Origin of the sequence: Streptomyces sp. NPDC058195 (assembly GCF_042883525.1) — a bacterium.
Lineage (GTDB): Bacteria > Actinomycetota > Actinomycetes > Streptomycetales > Streptomycetaceae > Streptomyces.
This window is the reverse complement of sequence record NZ_JBHVVM010000027.1, coordinates 54,935-71,090: the sequence shown is the minus strand read 5'-3', so window position 1 is coordinate 71,090 and position 16,156 is coordinate 54,935. Positions and strand designations below refer to the sequence as shown.

Genomic DNA, 16,156 nt, shown 5'->3' with positions numbered 1-16,156 from the left:
GGGTCTTTCCCCTGACACCTCTTCGAGGTGCCCTCGGCAGGATTCGAACCTGCGCACACGGCTCCGGAGGCCGATGCTCTATCCCCTGAGCTACGAGGGCGAGTCGCTGTCCTGCTCGGCGACGGGTGAAACACTACCAGCTTCCGAGGGGTGCCCGTGAACAGGTATTTCCGCGGCGCCGAACGGGGTGGCCGCAGGCCAGAAGCGGGGGGCGTGCGGTGCGTTCCGGACGCTTCCGGCCACCCTTCGCGCCACCCGTCCGGGGGCGGAAGTGGGTAAAACCCGGACGCAGCCCCGGATCCGCCCCTACTCTCGGAGTGTGTCAGGGGCGTGTGGCCGCGTGCTTGTTGTCGACGACAACAAGGTCATCCGGCAGTTGATCAGGGTCAACCTGGAGCTTGAGGGCTTCGAGGTCGTGACCGCGGCCGATGGTGTCGAGTGTCTTGATCTGGTGCATCGGGTCCTGCCCGACGTGGTCACGCTCGACGTCGTCATGCCCCGGCTGGACGGTCCGCAGACCGCCGCCAGACTGCGTTCCGATCCACGGACCAGACATCTGCCCGTCGCGATCATCAGTGCCTGTACGTCCTACGAGATGGACAGCGGGGTGGCCGCCGGGGTCGACGCCTTCCTCGCGAAGCCCTTCGAGCCGACCGAGCTGGTCCGGCTCGTGCAGCGGCTGATGGTACGCGAGGAGCCGCCGTCGCCGACCGGACGACAGGGGGCCGGGACCGCGGAGCGCGCCGCGGGGTGACCGCATGGTGAAACCGGGTCGCGGTGAGCCACCCCTCCTCCCCTACGCTTGTGCTGTGACCCCCGCCGATCTCTCCAGGGCCGTGCTGCACGCCGTGCGCCGCGCGGTCGACGAGGGCGCCCTGCGCGTGGCCGTGCCCGCGCGCGTACGGGTGGAGCGGACCAGGCCCGGCGGCCGGGGGGACTTCGCCTGCGCCGTCGCCCTCCAGCTGTCCGGACCCGCCGCGCTGCCCGCCAGGGACGTCGCCGAGATCCTGCGGCGACGGGTGCTCCAGGCGCCGGGCATCGCCGACGTCGAGGTCACCGGTCCCGGATTCCTCAACTTCACGCTGCCCGCCGCCCGCGACCTCGGCGCGCTGGTGCGCGACATCGGGGCGCGGGGCACGGCGTACGGCCACGGGGACGCCCTCACCGGCACCACCGTCTCCTTCGCCCCCGTCACGGAGCTGCGCGCCCGGGTCGTCACCGCCGCCGTCGAGCGCCTGCTCAGGGCCCAGGACGCCGGGACTGGCGACCGCACGGCGGACGGCGAGACGCTCCACGTGCACCCGGTGCCCGCCGCCGACCACGACCTCTTCGGCCGGCTCGGTGAGGACGCCGCGCGCTGGGCCCTGCTGCGGGCCGCCCCGCACGACCGTCCGCGGTCCACCGGGAACGGCGAACTGCTCGTCCAGCGGGAGACCAACCCGCTCTTCCGGGTGCGCTACGCCCACGCCCGGACCCGCGCCCTGAGCCGGAACGCCGGGCAGCTCGGCTTCCGCGCCGCCTACGTGTGCGCCGTGGACGCCCCGGCGCTCGGCGCGCTGCTCGCCGACCACCCCTCGGTGCTCGCCGCCGCCGCCCGGTACCGCGAGCCCGACCGGCTCGCCCGTCACCTGGAGGCCGTCGCCGCGGCCTTCTTCGACTTCCACGACACCACCGCCCCGCTCCCCGTCGGTGACGAGAAACCCTCGGCCGCCCACCGTTCCCGGCTCGCCCTCGCCGAAGCCGCCGGGACGGTGCTGGCCGGCGGCCTGTCCCTGCTCGGTATCAGCGCGCCCGAAGTCCTCTGAGAGACCCGAAAGAGCAGAACCACACCATGAGCCGATCCGCACACCCCGCCGGGCCCCGCCACGCCGACGTCATGACGGAGGGGCACTACAGCGCCCCGCCCGCCGACCTCAACGCCCTGGACGCGAAGGTCTGGGCCCGCACCGTCAGCCGTGACGAGGACGGCGTGATCACCGTCGGCGGCATCCAAGTGACCCGGCTGGCCGAGGAGTTCGCCACCCCCTCCTACTTCCTCGACGAGAGCGACTTCCGGGCCCGCTGCCGCGCCTGGGCCGATGCCTTCGGCCCGGACGCCGACGTCTTCTACGCCGGGAAGGCCTTCCTCTCCCGCGCCGTCGTGCGCTGGCTCCAGGAGGAGGGGCTCAACCTCGACGTCTGCTCCGGCGGTGAGCTGACGACCGCGCTGGACGCCGGGATGCCCGCCGGGCGCATCGCCTTCCACGGCAACAACAAGACCGTCGAGGAGATCGAGCGGGCGGTCACCGCCGGGGTCGGCCGCATCGTGCTCGACTCCTTCCAGGAGATCGCCCGGGTCGCGCACGTCGCGCAGCGGCTCGGCAAGCGCCAGCGCGTGCAGATCCGGGTGACCGTCGGCGTCGAGGCGCACACCCACGAGTTCATCGCCACCGCGCACGAGGACCAGAAGTTCGGGATCGCGCTGGCCGGGGGGCAGGCCGCCGAGGCGGTGCGCCGGGCGCTCACCCTCGACGGGCTCGACCTCGTCGGCATCCACTCGCACATCGGCTCGCAGATCTTCGACATGGCCGGCTTCGAGGTCTCCGCCCGGCGCGTGGTCCAGCTGCTCGCCGAGGTGCGCGACGAGCACGGGGTGGAGCTGCCCGAGATCGACCTCGGCGGTGGCCTCGGCATCGCGTACACCTCCGAGGACGATCCCCGCGAGCCGCACGAGATCGCCAGGGCGCTCGGCGATATCGTGACCCGCGAGTGCGAGGCCGCCGGGCTGGCCACCCCGAGGATCTCCGTCGAGCCGGGCCGCGCCATCGTCGGCCCGACCGCCTTCACGCTCTACGAGGTCGGCACGGTCAAGCCCCTGGAGGGGCTGCGTACGTACGTCAGCGTCGACGGCGGCATGTCGGACAACATCCGCACCGCGCTGTACGACGCCGAGTACACCGTCACGCTCGCCTCGCGCGCCTCCGACGCCGAGCCGATGCTCGTCCGGGTCGTCGGCAAGCACTGCGAGAGCGGCGACATCGTGGTCAAGGACGCGTTCCTGCCGTCCGACCTCGCCCCCGGCGACCTGATCGCCGTGCCCGCGACCGGCGCGTACTGCCGTTCCATGGCGAGCAACTACAACCACGCCCTGCGTCCGCCGGTCGTCGCCGTGCGCGACGGGCAGGCGCGTGTCATCGTCAGGCGCGAGACGGAGGAAGATCTCCTGCGTCTCGATGTCGGCTGATGAAATACATGTCTCAGGATCCGGACGGGTGGCAGAATCGCCCGTCCGGTGAGTGAGACTGGTCCACACATCAGAAGTAAAGGAATCGAGGTCGGATGATGCGTACGCGTCCGCTGAAGGTGGCGCTGCTGGGCTGCGGAGTGGTCGGCTCAGAGGTGGCGCGCATCATGACGACGCACGCCGACGACCTCGCCGCGCGCATCGGCGCGCCGGTCGAGCTCGCCGGTGTCGCCGTGCGCCGTCCCTCCAAGGTGCGCGAGGGCATCGACCCCGCGCTGATCACCACCGACGCGACCGCCCTGGTCAAACGGGGCGACATCGACGTCGTCATCGAGGTGATCGGCGGCATCGAGCCCGCCCGCACGCTCATCACCGCCGCCTTCGAGCACGGTGCGAGCGTGGTCTCCGCGAACAAGGCCCTGCTCGCCGAGGACGGCGCCGTGCTGCACGCCGCCGCCGAGCAGCACGGCCGGGACCTCTACTACGAGGCCGCCGTCGCCGGAGCGATCCCGCTGGTGCGCCCGCTGCGCGAGTCCCTGGCCGGTGACAAGGTCAACCGGGTCCTCGGCATCGTGAACGGCACCACCAACTTCATCCTCGACAAGATGGACACCAGCGGCGCCGGGTACTCCGAGGCGCTCGACGAGGCCACCGCCCTCGGATACGCCGAGGCCGACCCGACCGCCGACGTCGAGGGTTTCGACGCCGCGGCCAAGGCCGCCATCCTCGCGGGCATCGCCTTCCACACCCGGGTGCGGACCGGTGACGTGTACCGCGAGGGCATCACCGAGGTCACCGCCGCCGACATCGCCTCCGCCCGCCGCATGGGCTGCACCGTCAAGCTCCTCGCCATCTGCGAGCGCGCCGCGGACGGGCAGTCGGTCACGGCCCGGGTGCACCCGGCGATGATTCCGCTGAGCCACCCGCTGGCCTCCGTCCGCGAGGCGTACAACGCGGTCTTCGTCGAGGCCGAGGCGGCCGGGCAGCTGATGTTCTACGGCCCCGGCGCCGGTGGCTCGCCGACCGCCTCCGCGGTCCTCGGCGACCTGGTCGCGGTCTGCCGCAACAAGCTCAACGAGGCCACCGGCCCCGGCGAGTCCGCCTATACGCGCCTGCCGGTCAGCCCCATGGGCGACGTGGTCACGCGCTACCACATCAGTCTCGACGTGGCCGACAAGCCGGGCGTGCTCGCCCAGGTCGCGACGGTCTTCGCCGAGAAGGGCGTATCGATCGATACGGTCCGTCAGCAGGGCAAGGGGGGCGAGGCGTCACTCGTCGTCGTCACCCACCGTGCGTCCGACGCCGCACTCTCGGCAACCGTCGGGGCGCTGCGGCAGCTCGACACCGTGCGCGGTGTCGCCAGCATCATGCGTGTTGAAGGGGAGTAAGGACCCATGACCAGCAAGGGCACCCACCAGTGGCGCGGCATCATCGAGGAGTACCGGGACCGCCTTCCGGTCACGAGCACGACGCCCGTCGTCACGCTCCGTGAGGGCGGTACGCCGCTCGTTCCCGCTCAGGTCCTCTCCGAGCGCACGGGCTGCGAGGTGCACCTCAAGGTCGAGGGCGCCAACCCCACCGGTTCCTTCAAGGACCGCGGCATGACGATGGCCATCACCCGGGCCAAGGAAGAGGGTGCCAAGGCGGTCATCTGCGCCTCCACCGGCAACACCTCGGCCTCCGCCGCCGCGTACGCGGTACGGGCCCAGATGGTCTGCGCCGTGCTGGTCCCGCAGGGCAAGATCGCGCTCGGCAAGATGGGCCAGGCACTGGTGCACGGTGCCAGGATCCTCCAGGTGGACGGCAACTTCGACGACTGCCTGACGCTGGCCCGCTCGCTCTCGGACAACTATCCGGTCGCGCTGGTCAATTCGGTCAACCCGGCTCGCATCGAGGGCCAGAAGACCGCGTCGTTCGAGATCGTCGACGCGCTCGGCGACGCCCCGGACATCCACGTCCTGCCGGTCGGCAACGCGGGCAACATCACGGCGTACTGGCGGGGTTACCGCGAATACGCGGCGGACGGCCTGGCCACGCACACCCCGCGCATGTGGGGCTTCCAGGCCTCCGGCTCCGCGCCCATCGTGCGCGGCGAGGTCGTCAAGGACCCGTCGACGATCGCCACCGCGATCCGGATCGGGAACCCGGCCTCCTGGCAGTTCGCGCTGGACGCCCGGGACGAATCGGGCGGTTTCATCGACGAGGTGACGGACCGCCAGATCCTGGCCGCGTACCGGCTGCTGGCCTCCCAGGAGGGCGTCTTCGTGGAGCCGGCCTCGGCCGCCTCCGTCGCGGGCCTGCTGAAGGCCGCCGAGGAGGGCAAGGTCGATCCCGGCCAGAAGATCGTCTGCACGGTCACCGGCAACGGCCTCAAGGACCCCGACTGGGCCGTCGCGGGTGCACCGCAGCCGGTCACGGTCCCGGTCGACGCGGCCGCCGCCGCCGAGAAGCTGGGTCTCGTCTGAGAGTCCCCGCGCGTGCCGGGCCCGGGGGGTCCGGCACGCGCCCGGGGTGCGGCCCCGGACGTAAGAACCCAGCTCAATCACCCCTTTTCGGGACGAGAGCGCACCCGCCGCGTGCGACACGCATCGTGCGCCTCCTGTGCGCCCTATGTCGCCACAGAACCTTCCTTCGATAAGCTGTCCCCAACCCGCCCCGCCGCGTCTGCCGCGGTGCCTGGGCCGTTGTGGCCGTCGGGTTTCCCGGAAATCCACTCCCCGTCACCACGACTTCCCGCCACACGGAGAAAACGCTTCACCGCCCCCGCCGCCACCCAAGGAGAGTCGTTCAACCGATGGCCGGTCCCGCCTTCCGAGCCGCCGCCGTCCGGGTGCGCGTCCCCGCGACCAGCGCCAACCTGGGCCCGGGGTTCGACGCCTTCGGCCTCTCGCTGGGGCTGTACGACGACGTCGTGGTCCGCGTAGCCGACTCCGGGCTGCACATCGACATCGCGGGCGAAGGCGCCGAGACGCTGCCGCGCGACGAGAAACACCTCCTCGTGCGCTCCCTGCGCACCGCCTTCGACCTGCTGGGCGGCCAGCCCCGCGGTCTGGAGATCGTCTGCGCCAACCGCATCCCGCACGGCCGCGGCCTCGGTTCCTCCTCCGCCGCCATCTGCGCGGGCATCGTGGCCGCCCGCGCCGTGACCACCGGCGGCGAGGCCCGGCTCGACGACGCGGCCCTGCTGGAACTGGCCACCGACATCGAGGGCCACCCCGACAACGTCGCGGCCTGTCTGCTCGGCGGCTTCACACTGGCGTGGATGGACGGCGGGGCGGCGCGCGCCCTCAGGATGGATCCCGCACCATCCATCGTTCCGGTGGTTTTCGTCCCCGGCAAGCCGGTGCTCACCGAGACCGCCCGGGGCCTGCTCCCCCGTACGGTCCCGCATGTCGACGCCGCTTTCAACGCGGGCCGGGCCGCCCTGCTCGTCGAGGCGCTGACCAGGAATCCCGAGCTGCTCCTCACCGCCACCGAGGACCGGCTGCACCAGGAGTACCGCGCCCCGGCGATGCCCGAGAGCGTGGAACTCGTCAACCGACTGCGCGCGGACGGTGTCCCCGCGGTCATCTCCGGTGCCGGGCCGACCGTGCTCGCACTGACCGAGGACGGTGCGGCCGACAAGGCCGCACGGCTGGCGGGCGAGGGCTGGGCGGCCAATCGCCTCGCCCTCGACGCCCAGGGCGCGAGTGTGCTGCCGCTCGCTCCGTAGCGGAGAAGATTGCCGGTGAGTGAGAGGGGGAATGTTTGTTGGAGCCGGTAGTGTTAACCTCAAGTCTGCAACCGACGTCTAAGTGGCGCGTTGCTTCGTGTCCCCTTCAGGGACCACCAATTCTTCCGGGAGCCTCCCCAACTGCCTGAGCAGCCTGCCTGAGCAGTTTCGTGCACGCTCCGGAACCGGCACGACACCCCTCGCTTGTCCAGGAGTGGGCCGAGCAGGGGGATGCTCGCGCCGGACCCCACGCACACTTTCATCTCTCCGCCGTACCCCGGCGGACCACCGCCCCGGCACGGTCAGCAAAGAAGACCGCAGTCGGACAGCACAACCGGTCGCCGAGCCAGAAGGCCGACGTCCGCTCCAGGGAAGGACCCTTCGTGAGCGACACCACCGATCTGATGGGCGTGACTGCCGACAAGACCGTCGACAGCGCCGCGCCCGCCGAAGGTGCTGCCACTGGCACCACCGCACGGCGCCGCCGCTCCGGCACCGGCCTTGAGGGCATGGTCCTGGCCGAGCTGCAGCAGGTCGCGTCCGGCCTCGGCATCAAGGGCACCGCGCGGATGCGCAAGGGCCAGCTGATCGAGGTCATCAAGGAGGCGCAGGCGGGCAACGCCGCGCCCAAGGCCGCCGCGCCCGCCGCGACGGCCGAGACCAAGCCGAAGCGCCGCGCCACCTCCAAGGCGCGCACCGGGGACGAGTCCGCCGCCGAGCCCGCCGAGAAGGCCGCGAGCCAGCAGCAGATCGACATCCCCGGCCAGCCGGCCAGCGAGGACCAGCCCGTGGTCGAGCGCCGTCGCCGCAGGGCGACCGCGCAGGCGGGCAGCCCCGCGGAGACCAAGGCGGAGAGCAAGCCCGCCGAGGCCAAGGCGGAGGCTCCGGCCGAGCCCAGGGGCGAGGAGCGCGCCGAGGCCGCCGCCGACACGGCCGAGGGCCGTCGTGGTGACCGCCAGCGCGGTGACCGTGGTGAGCGCGGTGACCGTGGCGAGCGTGGCGACCGCCGCGACCGCCAGCGCGACCGCCGGGGCAAGAGCGACGAGCAGGGCCAGCAGAGCGGCCAGCGTCAGCAGCGCCAGAGCCAGAGCCAGGGCCAGAGCCAGCAGAGCGGCCCCCAGGACGACGGCTACGACGACGAGGCCGGTGGCCGCCGTGGCCGCCGTGGCCGCTACCGCGACCGCCGTGGCCGCCGTGGCCGCGAGGACTTCGCGGGCGAGGTCCCGGTCTCCGACGACGACGTCCTGATCCCCGTCGCGGGCATCCTGGACATCCTGGACAACTACGCGTTCATCCGGACCTCCGGCTACCTGCCCGGCCCGAACGACGTGTACGTCTCGCTCGCCCAGGTCCGCAAGAACGGCCTGCGCAAGGGTGACCACGTCACGGGTGCGGTGCGCCAGCCCAAGGACGGCGAGCGCCGGGAGAAGTTCAACGCCCTGGTCCGTCTCGACTCGGTGAACGGCATGGCGCCCGAAACCGGCCGTGGCCGCCCGGAGTTCCAGAAGCTGACGCCGCTCTACCCGCAGGACCGGCTCCGCCTGGAGACCGACTCCAACGTCCTGACGACGCGGATCATCGACCTGGTCGCCCCCATCGGCAAGGGCCAGCGCGGTCTGATCGTGGCCCCGCCGAAGACCGGCAAGACCATGATCCTCCAGGCCATCGCCAACGCGATCACGGTCAACAGCCCCGAGTGCCACCTGATGGTCGTCCTGGTCGACGAGCGTCCGGAAGAGGTCACCGACATGCAGCGGTCGGTGAAGGGCGAGGTCATCTCCTCGACCTTCGACCGCCCCGCCGAGGACCACACCACCGTCGCCGAGCTGGCCATCGAGCGCGCCAAGCGTCTCGTGGAGCTGGGTCACGACGTGGTCGTCCTGCTGGACTCCATCACCCGCCTCGGCCGTGCGTACAACCTCGCGGCCCCCGCCTCCGGCCGCATCCTGTCCGGTGGTGTCGACTCGACCGCGCTGTACCCGCCGAAGCGCTTCTTCGGTGCCGCGCGCAACATCGAGGACGGCGGCTCGCTGACCATCCTGGCCACCGCGCTCGTCGAGACCGGCTCGCGCATGGACGAGGTGATCTTCGAGGAGTTCAAGGGCACCGGCAACATGGAGCTCAAGCTCGACCGGAAGCTCTCGGACAAGCGCATCTTCCCGGCGGTGGACGTCGACGCGTCCAGCACCCGCAAGGAGGAAATCCTCCTGGGCAGCGATGAGTTGGCGATTGTCTGGAAGCTGCGCCGGGTGCTCCACGCGCTCGACCAGCAGCAGGCGATCGAGCTCCTCCTGGACCGGATGAAGAAGACGCAGTCCAACGCGGAGTTCCTGCTCCAGATCCAGAAGACGACGCCGGCTCCGGGCAACGGCAACGACTGACGTCGTACCGGACCGACCGCTTCACAGGGCCGCCCCCGCCACTTCGGTGACGGGGGCGGCCCTGTGCCGTTCGCCGTGTCCGCTCCGAGACCTTTGCCACATCCCGGGCGGTCGCCCAGGGGCGCCGAAATGGCTGTATGGGTCAAGAAACCGCAGGTGAGCGGCGGATCACGGGGTGTCCGCGCGGGCCGGAAGTCCGTTCTGTCCTCACGCGGACACAACGGGTGGCTGTGCAACCCTTTTTCCTAGGGAGACGTCGCATGAAGTACCGACAAGTCGGTGTTGTCGGTGATGTGTGTGCCGTCGGCGTGACCGGCGCCCGACGTCTCCGGACCCGCACACCGCTGCTTGGGGGTAGCCGGGGAAGGCCGAGGACCGAAGGAGACCCATGACCGAGCAGAACGGGAGCGGCGGCCGAATACGCCCCACCGGCAAGCGCCGGAAGAAGCCCTCCCGCCGCCGCAGGGCGACGGTGGCAGCCGCCTGGACCCTGGCCGGGGCCGTGGTCGTCGGCGGCGCCGGGCTGGGATTCGCGTACCTCAGGCTCGACGGCAATCTGAAGTCCGTCGACATCAACGCGGCCCTGGGCAAGAACCGCCCCGGCGACGTCGACAACGGCTCCCAGGACATCCTCGTACTCGGCTCGGACTCCCGGTCCGGCGCGAACGCCGCGTACGGCGCGGACGAGGGCACCGCCCGCTCCGACACCGCGATGGTCCTGCACGTCAACAAGGGGCACCGGACGGCCTCCGTCGTCTCCATCCCGCGCGACACCCTCGTCACCCGCCCCGACTGCGTCAGCGACACCACCGGACAGGCCGTCGCCGGACAGCAGCGCGCGATGTTCAACACGGCGTACGAGGTCGGCGGACCGGCCTGCGCGGTCAAGACCGTCGAGGCGATGTCCGGCATCCGCATGGACCACTACCTCGAAGTCGACTTCACCGGCTTCAAGAAGCTCATCGACCAGCTCGGCGGCGTGGAGATCACCACCACCGCCCCGATCGACGACCCCAAGAGCCACCTCAAGCTCGCCCCCGGCACCCACACCCTGGACGGCGAGCAGTCGCTCGGCCTGGTCCGCACCCGCAAGAGCGTCGGCGACGGCAGCGACCTCGGCCGCATCCAGCTTCAGCAGGCGTTCATCAAGGCGCTGATGGAGCAGGTCAAGAGCGTCGGGGTGTTCTCCAACCCGAAAACCCTGTTCGACCTCGCGGACACCGCGACCAGGACCGTCACCACCGACTCCGACCTCGGCTCGGTGAAGGAACTCACCACCTTCGCCAACGGCCTCAAGAGTCTCGGCTCCAAGAACGTCCACATGGTCACCCTGCCCGTGCGGTACGACCCCGCCGACCCGAACCGCGTCGTACCGCTGGAGCCCGGCGCCGGACAGGTCTGGGACGCGCTCGCGGGGGACCGGACCATCCCCGCCTCCGCCACCGAGCACTCGGCGGGCGACAAGGGCGTCGCGGGCGGCGTCGTCCGCTGACCGGAACCCCGCCCCCCGGGCGGGGGAATAGTTCCGGACCGCCCCCGGTTTTGGGAGATACGGCCGGTCCTGGCAGACTGGTACGTCGGCCCCGGTTCACGGACGCGCAATCCGCGCGTGCGACCCGGTGCCCTCCCGAACCTAGGAGAAACCCTTGAAGCGCGACATCCACCCCGAGTACGCCGAGACGCAGGTCAGCTGCACCTGTGGCGCGTCGTTCACCACCCGGAGCACCATCGACGGCGGCACCATCCGCGCCGACGTCTGCTCCGAGTGCCACCCGTTCTACACGGGCAAGCAGAAGATCCTCGACACCGGTGGCCGTGTGGCCCGCTTCGAGGCCCGCTTCGGCAAGGCTGCTTCCGGCTCCGCCAGCAAGTAGCGAGCCACTGCGCCGGTTCCTGGCGCCCTCTTCCGGGGGCGTCGGGACCGGCGTTTTTTCCGGCCGGGGGTACACGGGCCCGTCCCCGCACCCCCGCCCGGCCGGCATCACGCAGCCCAGCAGGCACGCCCGAGTGAAGAAAACAGGAGCCCGAAGATGTTCGAGGCGGTCGAGGAACTGATCGGCGAACAGGCCGATCTGGAGAAGCAGCTCGCGGACCCGGCGGTCCACGCCGACCAGGCCAACGCGCGCAGGCTCAACAAGCGCTACGCCGAGCTGACCCCGATCGTCGCGACGTACCGCTCCTGGAAGCAGTCCGGCGACGACATCGAGACGGCCCGCGAGTTCGCCGCCGACGACCCCGACTTCGCCGCCGAGGTCAAGGAGCTGGAGAAGCTGCGCGAGGAGCTCACCGAGAAGCTCCGGCTGCTGCTGGTCCCGCGCGACCCCAGCGACGACAAGGACGTGCTCCTGGAGATCAAGGCGGGCGCGGGCGGCGACGAGTCCGCCCTGTTCGCCGGTGACCTGCTGCGCATGTACCTGCGCTACGCCGAGCGGGTCGGCTGGAAGACCGAGATCATCGACTCCACCGAGTCCGAGCTGGGCGGCTACAAGGACGTCCAGGTCGCGGTGAAGACCAAGGGCGGCAACGGCGCCACCGAGCCCGGCCAGGGCGTGTGGGCCCGGATGAAGTACGAGGGCGGTGTGCACCGCGTCCAGCGGGTGCCCTCCACCGAGTCCCAGGGCCGTATCCACACCTCCGCCGCCGGTGTGCTCGTCACGCCCGAGGCCGAGGAGGTCGACGTGGAGATCCACGCCAACGACCTGCGCATCGACGTCTACCGCTCCTCCGGCCCCGGCGGCCAGTCCGTCAACACCACGGACTCCGCCGTCCGCATCACCCACCTGCCGACCGGCGTCGTCGCCTCCTGCCAGAACGAGAAGAGCCAGCTCCAGAACAAGGAGCAGGCCATGCGCATCCTGCGGTCGCGTCTGCTCGCCGCCGCCCAGGAAGCCGCCGAGCAGGAGGCCTCCGACGTACGCCGCAGTCAGGTGCGCACGGTCGACCGGTCCGAGAAGATCCGCACGTACAACTTCCCGGAGAACCGGATCTCGGACCACCGCGTCGGCTTCAAGGCGTACAACTTGGACCAGGTGCTCGACGGCGACCTGGACGCAGTGATCCAGGCGTGCGTCGACGCCGACTCCGCCGCCAAGCTCGCCGCCGCGTGAGCCGAGCCCGCCCCGCCCGCCCGTAGACGTACGGAGAACCGCGATGAACCTGCTGCTCGCCGAGGTGGCCCAGGCCACCCAGCGGCTGGCCGACGCCGGTGTGCCCTCGCCGCGATTCGACGCGGAGGAACTCGCCGCGTTCGTGCACGGCGTGAAGCGGGGCGAACTGCACCGGGTGCCGGACGCGGACTTCGATGCCCGCTACTGGGAGGCCATCGCCCGCCGCGAGGCCCGCGAACCCCTCCAGCACATCACCGGCCGCGCCTTCTTCCGCTACCTGGAGCTCCAGGTCGGACCCGGCGTCTTCGTCCCCCGCCCGGAGACCGAGTCGGTCGTCGGCTGGGCGATAGACGCGGTACGCGCGATGGACGTGGTCGAGCCCGTCGTCGTCGACCTGTGCAGCGGCTCCGGCGCCATCGCCCTGGCCATCGCCCAGGAAGTGCCCCGCTCGCGGGTGCACGCCGTCGAGCTCTCCGACGACGCCCTCGTCTGGACCCGGAAGAACGCCGACGGCTCCCGCGTCACCGTCCACCAGGGCGACGCGCTGACCGCCCTGCCCGAGCTGGACGGCCAGGTCGACCTGGTCATCTCCAACCCCCCGTACATCCCGCTGACCGAGTGGGAGTACGTGGCCCCCGAGGCCCGCGACCACGACCCGCAGATGGCCCTGTTCTCCGGCGAGGACGGCCTCGACACCATCCGCGGCATCGAGCGCACCGCGCACCGCCTGCTGCGTCCCGGCGGCCTCGTCGTCATCGAGCACGCCGACACCCAGGGCGGTCAGGTGCCGTGGATCTTCGCCGAGGAACGCGGCTGGGCCGACGCGGCCGACCACCCCGACCTGAACAACCGGCCGCGGTTCGCCACGGCCCGCAAGGCCCTGCCGTGACCGGCGGCCGTCCCCCGCACCTGTACCCGCCCCACCCGTCATACCCGTACACGCTTGAGGAGGCCGGCTGATGGCTCGGCGATACGACTGCAACGACGCGACCGACCGCACGACGGGCCTGCGTGAGGCCGCGTCGGCCGTCCGCCGCGGCGAACTGGTCGTGCTGCCCACCGACACCGTGTACGGACTCGGCGCGGACGCCTTCAGCTCCGAGGGCGTCGCCGACCTGCTGGCGGCCAAGGGACGCGGCCGGAACATGCCGACCCCCGTACTGATCGGCTCCCCGAACACCCTGCACGGACTGGTCACCGACTTCTCCGAGCAGGCCTGGGAGCTGGTCGACGCCTTCTGGCCCGGCGCCCTCACCCTCGTCGCCAAGCACCAGCCCTCGCTCCAGTGGGACCTCGGTGACACCCGCGGCACCGTCGCCATCCGGATGCCGCTGCACCCGGTCGCCATCGAGCTGCTCACGGAGGTCGGCCCGATGGCCGTCTCCAGCGCCAACCTCACCGGCCACCCGGCCCCCGAGAACTGTGACGCCGCCCAGGAGATGCTCGGCGACTCCGTCTCCATCTACCTGGACGGCGGGCCGACGCCCGGCATCGTGCCCTCGTCGATCGTCGACGTCACCGGCAAGGTCCCCGTCCTGCTGCGGGCCGGGGCGCTCTCGGCCGAGGAGCTCCGCAAGGTGGTACCCGACCTTGAGGTGGCCAATTGACCGCCCCTGAGGGGCGTGGCATAGCGGGGCGGCCCGACTCTTTCCGCATCCTCCACGTCAGCACCGGCAACGTCTGCCGCTCGCCGATCACCGAGCGGCTGACCCGCCATGCCCTGGTGGACCGCCTCGGCGATCCGCTGGGTGGCGGGCTGATCGTGGAGAGCGCGGGAACCTGGGGCCACGAGGGCGCCCCCATGGAGGCGAACGCCGAGATCGTCCTCGCCGACTTCGGAGCCGACACCACCGGCTTCGTCGGCCGGGAACTCCTCGACGAGCACGTGATCCGCGCCGACCTCGTGCTCACCGCGACCCGCGACCACCGCGCGCAGGTGATCTCGATGGGTCACTCGGCCGGCCTGCGGACCTTCACCCTCAAGGAATTCACCCGGCTGGTCCGGGCGATAGACCCCGCCACCCTGCCCGATCCGCTCGACGAAGGCGTCGTCGAGCGCGCCCGCGCGCTGGTCCGCGCCGCCGCCGCGCTGCGCGGCTGGCTGCTGGCCCCCACCGTCGAGGCCGACGAGGTGCACGACCCGTACGGCGCCCCGATCACCTTCTTCCGGTCCATCGGCGACGAGATCAACCAGGCCCTCGACCCGGTCCTCACCGCCCTGACCGGAGTCTCCGCGCCGCACTGAGCGCGCCGTCGCCCGCGCCGCCCCGACAGGCGGAGGAACCGCGGCGGGCCCACAGGGCCGACCGGGTGCGCCCCGGCGCCGCACAGCGGGCAGGAGAGCCGCCCCGGGCCTACATTGAGAGCTGACGCCAGCGCACCCCCTCCAGGCCCGGAGCACCTCGATGCCGGTCACCACTCCCGCCGCACCCCTCTCCGGCCAGGCCCTGCCCCAGGACCCCGCCGCCCTGCTCCGGGACGATCCGGAGATCGCCGCCGTGCTCCTGGCGGAGCTGCGCCGCCAGTCCAGCACCCTGCAGCTGACCGCGGCCGAGAACTTCACCTCGCCGGCCGTCCTCGCCGCCCTGGGCTCCCCGCTCGCCAACAAGTACGCCGAGGGATACCCCGGCGCCCGCCACCACGGCGGCTGCGAGCAGGCGGACGCCGCCGAACGCGCCGCCCGCCGCCGGGCCACCGCCCTCTTCGGCGCCGAGCACGCCAACGTCCAGCCGCACTCCGGCTCCTCCGCGGTCCTCGCCGCGTACGCCGCGCTGCTGCGCCCCGGCGACACGGTGCTCGCCATGGGACTCCCGTACGGGGGACACCTCACCCATGGCTCGCCCGCCAACTTCTCCGGCCGCTGGTTCGAGTTCGTCGGCTACGGGGTGGACTCCGAGAGCGGCCTGATCGACTACGAGCAGGTGCGCGCCCTGGCACGCACCCACCGCCCCAAGGCGATCGTGAGCGGCTCCATCTCCTACCCCCGCCACCCCGACTACGAGCGGTTCCGCGAGATCGCCGACGAGGTGGGCGCCTACTTCATCGCCGATTCCGCGCATCCGATGGGGCTGATCGCCGGGGGAGCGGCCCCCAGCCCGGTGCCGTACGCCGATGTGGTCTGCGCGACCACCCACAAGGTGCTGCGCGGGCCGCGCGGCGGGATGCTGCTGTGCGGCGCGGAGCTGGCCGAGCGGATCGACCGGGCGGTCTTCCCGTTCACCCAGGGCGGCGCCCAGATGCACACCGTCGCGGCGAAGGCCGTCGCGTTCGGGGAGGCGGCGACCCCGTCGTTCGCCGCGTACGCCCATCAGGTGGTCGCGTACGCCCGGGTGCTGGCGGCCGGGCTGGAGGCGGAGGGCTTCGAGGTCACCACGGGCGGAACCGACACCCATCTGATCGTCGCGGACCCGGCCCCGCTCGGCGTCGACGGGCCCACCGCACGGGCCCGGCTGGCGGCGGCCGGTGTCGTGCTGGACACCTGCGCCCTGCCGTACGGGGACACCCGGGGCATCAGACTCGGCACGGCGGCCGTCACCACCCAGGGCATGGACGACACCGACATGGCCCGGCTGGCGGTGCTGCTGGGGAAGGTGGTGCGTGAGGAGGGCGACGTCCGCGCCGAGATCCGGGAACTGGCCGTGGAGCACCCGCCCTACCCGGGGTGACACGGAGGCCACGCCCGGTACCGTCACGGCCGGGAACCGTCCGGTCCGGCTGCGGTGTCCTCCGCCAT

14 protein-coding genes and 1 tRNA gene are annotated in these 16,156 nt (G+C 71.7%); 14 read left to right on the top strand and 1 reads right to left on the bottom strand.

The features are described 5' to 3' along the window. Window positions 1-28: 28 nt before the first annotated feature. Window positions 29-100 (bottom strand) — tRNA-Arg (locus ACFVWY_RS27870). Between the two features lie 171 nt (window positions 101-271). On the opposite strand from ACFVWY_RS27870, the gene ACFVWY_RS27865 reads away from it, so the two are divergent. From ACFVWY_RS27865 to glyA, 14 genes are all read left to right on the top strand, one after another. Beyond that, window positions 272-754: a response regulator gene (locus ACFVWY_RS27865; RefSeq protein WP_389877267.1), complete on the top strand. Its 483-nt coding sequence runs from the start codon at window positions 272-274 to the stop codon at window positions 752-754. Window positions 755-809: 55 nt separating this feature from the next. Next, window positions 810-1,805, top strand: coding sequence for an ArgS-related anticodon-binding protein NrtL (gene nrtL, locus ACFVWY_RS27860; RefSeq protein WP_389877265.1), 996 nt, complete (start codon window positions 810-812; stop codon window positions 1,803-1,805). Between the two features lie 26 nt (window positions 1,806-1,831). Then, on the top strand, window positions 1,832-3,223 hold the full coding sequence (gene lysA, locus ACFVWY_RS27855) for a diaminopimelate decarboxylase (protein ID WP_389877264.1): 1,392 nt from the start codon (window positions 1,832-1,834) through the stop codon (window positions 3,221-3,223). Window positions 3,224-3,321: 98 nt separating this feature from the next. Next, window positions 3,322-4,611, top strand: coding sequence for a homoserine dehydrogenase (locus ACFVWY_RS27850; protein ID WP_389877328.1), 1,290 nt, complete (start codon window positions 3,322-3,324; stop codon window positions 4,609-4,611). A 6-nt stretch (window positions 4,612-4,617) separates the two neighbouring features. Then, window positions 4,618-5,688 carry a threonine synthase gene (gene thrC / locus ACFVWY_RS27845; RefSeq protein ID WP_389877263.1) on the top strand — a complete coding sequence of 357 codons (1,071 nt, stop codon included), beginning with the start codon at window positions 4,618-4,620 and terminating at the stop codon, window positions 5,686-5,688. Window positions 5,689-6,017: 329 nt separating this feature from the next. After that, window positions 6,018-6,935 carry a homoserine kinase gene (gene thrB, locus ACFVWY_RS27840; RefSeq protein WP_389877261.1) on the top strand — a complete coding sequence of 306 codons (918 nt, stop codon included), beginning with the start codon at window positions 6,018-6,020 and terminating at the stop codon, window positions 6,933-6,935. Between the two features lie 383 nt (window positions 6,936-7,318). Next, on the top strand, window positions 7,319-9,316 hold the full coding sequence (gene rho / locus ACFVWY_RS27835; RefSeq protein ID WP_389877259.1) for a transcription termination factor Rho: 1,998 nt from the start codon (window positions 7,319-7,321) through the stop codon (window positions 9,314-9,316). A gap of 388 nt (window positions 9,317-9,704) precedes the next feature. Beyond that, window positions 9,705-10,808 (top strand): LCP family protein, encoded by a 1,104-nt coding sequence (locus tag ACFVWY_RS27830; RefSeq protein ID WP_389877257.1) that lies wholly within the window; start codon window positions 9,705-9,707, stop codon window positions 10,806-10,808. 154 nt (window positions 10,809-10,962) lie between these two features. Next, the gene (gene rpmE, locus ACFVWY_RS27825) at window positions 10,963-11,190 is read left to right on the top strand and encodes a 50S ribosomal protein L31 (protein WP_389877255.1); all 228 of its coding nucleotides are present in this window, start codon (window positions 10,963-10,965) and stop codon (window positions 11,188-11,190) included. Window positions 11,191-11,346: 156 nt separating this feature from the next. Then, entirely contained in the window at window positions 11,347-12,423 is a 1,077-nt protein-coding gene (prfA, locus tag ACFVWY_RS27820; RefSeq protein ID WP_389877253.1) for a peptide chain release factor 1, read from the top strand. 43 nt (window positions 12,424-12,466) lie between these two features. Further along, window positions 12,467-13,312 carry a peptide chain release factor N(5)-glutamine methyltransferase gene (gene prmC, locus ACFVWY_RS27815; protein ID WP_389877251.1) on the top strand — a complete coding sequence of 282 codons (846 nt, stop codon included), beginning with the start codon at window positions 12,467-12,469 and terminating at the stop codon, window positions 13,310-13,312. 70 nt (window positions 13,313-13,382) lie between these two features. Continuing rightward, a complete protein-coding gene (locus tag ACFVWY_RS27810; protein WP_389877249.1) occupies window positions 13,383-14,030 on the top strand; it encodes an L-threonylcarbamoyladenylate synthase in 648 nt (215 codons plus the stop codon). Continuing rightward, window positions 14,027-14,668: a protein-tyrosine-phosphatase gene (locus ACFVWY_RS27805; RefSeq protein ID WP_389877247.1), complete on the top strand. Its 642-nt coding sequence runs from the start codon at window positions 14,027-14,029 to the stop codon at window positions 14,666-14,668. The genes ACFVWY_RS27810 and ACFVWY_RS27805 overlap by 4 nt, the downstream gene beginning before the upstream one ends. A gap of 160 nt (window positions 14,669-14,828) precedes the next feature. Next, window positions 14,829-16,088 carry a serine hydroxymethyltransferase gene (gene glyA, locus ACFVWY_RS27800; protein WP_389877245.1) on the top strand — a complete coding sequence of 420 codons (1,260 nt, stop codon included), beginning with the start codon at window positions 14,829-14,831 and terminating at the stop codon, window positions 16,086-16,088. Window positions 16,089-16,156 lie beyond the last annotated feature (68 nt).

Coding starts and splice junctions, on each gene's coding strand:
- prfA (WP_389877253.1), top strand. CDS start 11,347: ATGTTCGAGGCGGTCGAGGAACTGATCGGCGAACAGGCCGATCTGGAG.
- glyA (WP_389877245.1), top strand. CDS start 14,829: ATGCCGGTCACCACTCCCGCCGCACCCCTCTCCGGCCAGGCCCTGCCC.
- ACFVWY_RS27830 (WP_389877257.1), top strand. CDS start 9,705: ATGACCGAGCAGAACGGGAGCGGCGGCCGAATACGCCCCACCGGCAAG.
- lysA (WP_389877264.1), top strand. CDS start 1,832: ATGAGCCGATCCGCACACCCCGCCGGGCCCCGCCACGCCGACGTCATG.
- thrC (WP_389877263.1), top strand. CDS start 4,618: ATGACCAGCAAGGGCACCCACCAGTGGCGCGGCATCATCGAGGAGTAC.
- ACFVWY_RS27810 (WP_389877249.1), top strand. CDS start 13,383: ATGGCTCGGCGATACGACTGCAACGACGCGACCGACCGCACGACGGGC.
- ACFVWY_RS27850 (WP_389877328.1), top strand. CDS start 3,322: ATGCGTACGCGTCCGCTGAAGGTGGCGCTGCTGGGCTGCGGAGTGGTC.
- prmC (WP_389877251.1), top strand. CDS start 12,467: ATGAACCTGCTGCTCGCCGAGGTGGCCCAGGCCACCCAGCGGCTGGCC.
- thrB (WP_389877261.1), top strand. CDS start 6,018: ATGGCCGGTCCCGCCTTCCGAGCCGCCGCCGTCCGGGTGCGCGTCCCC.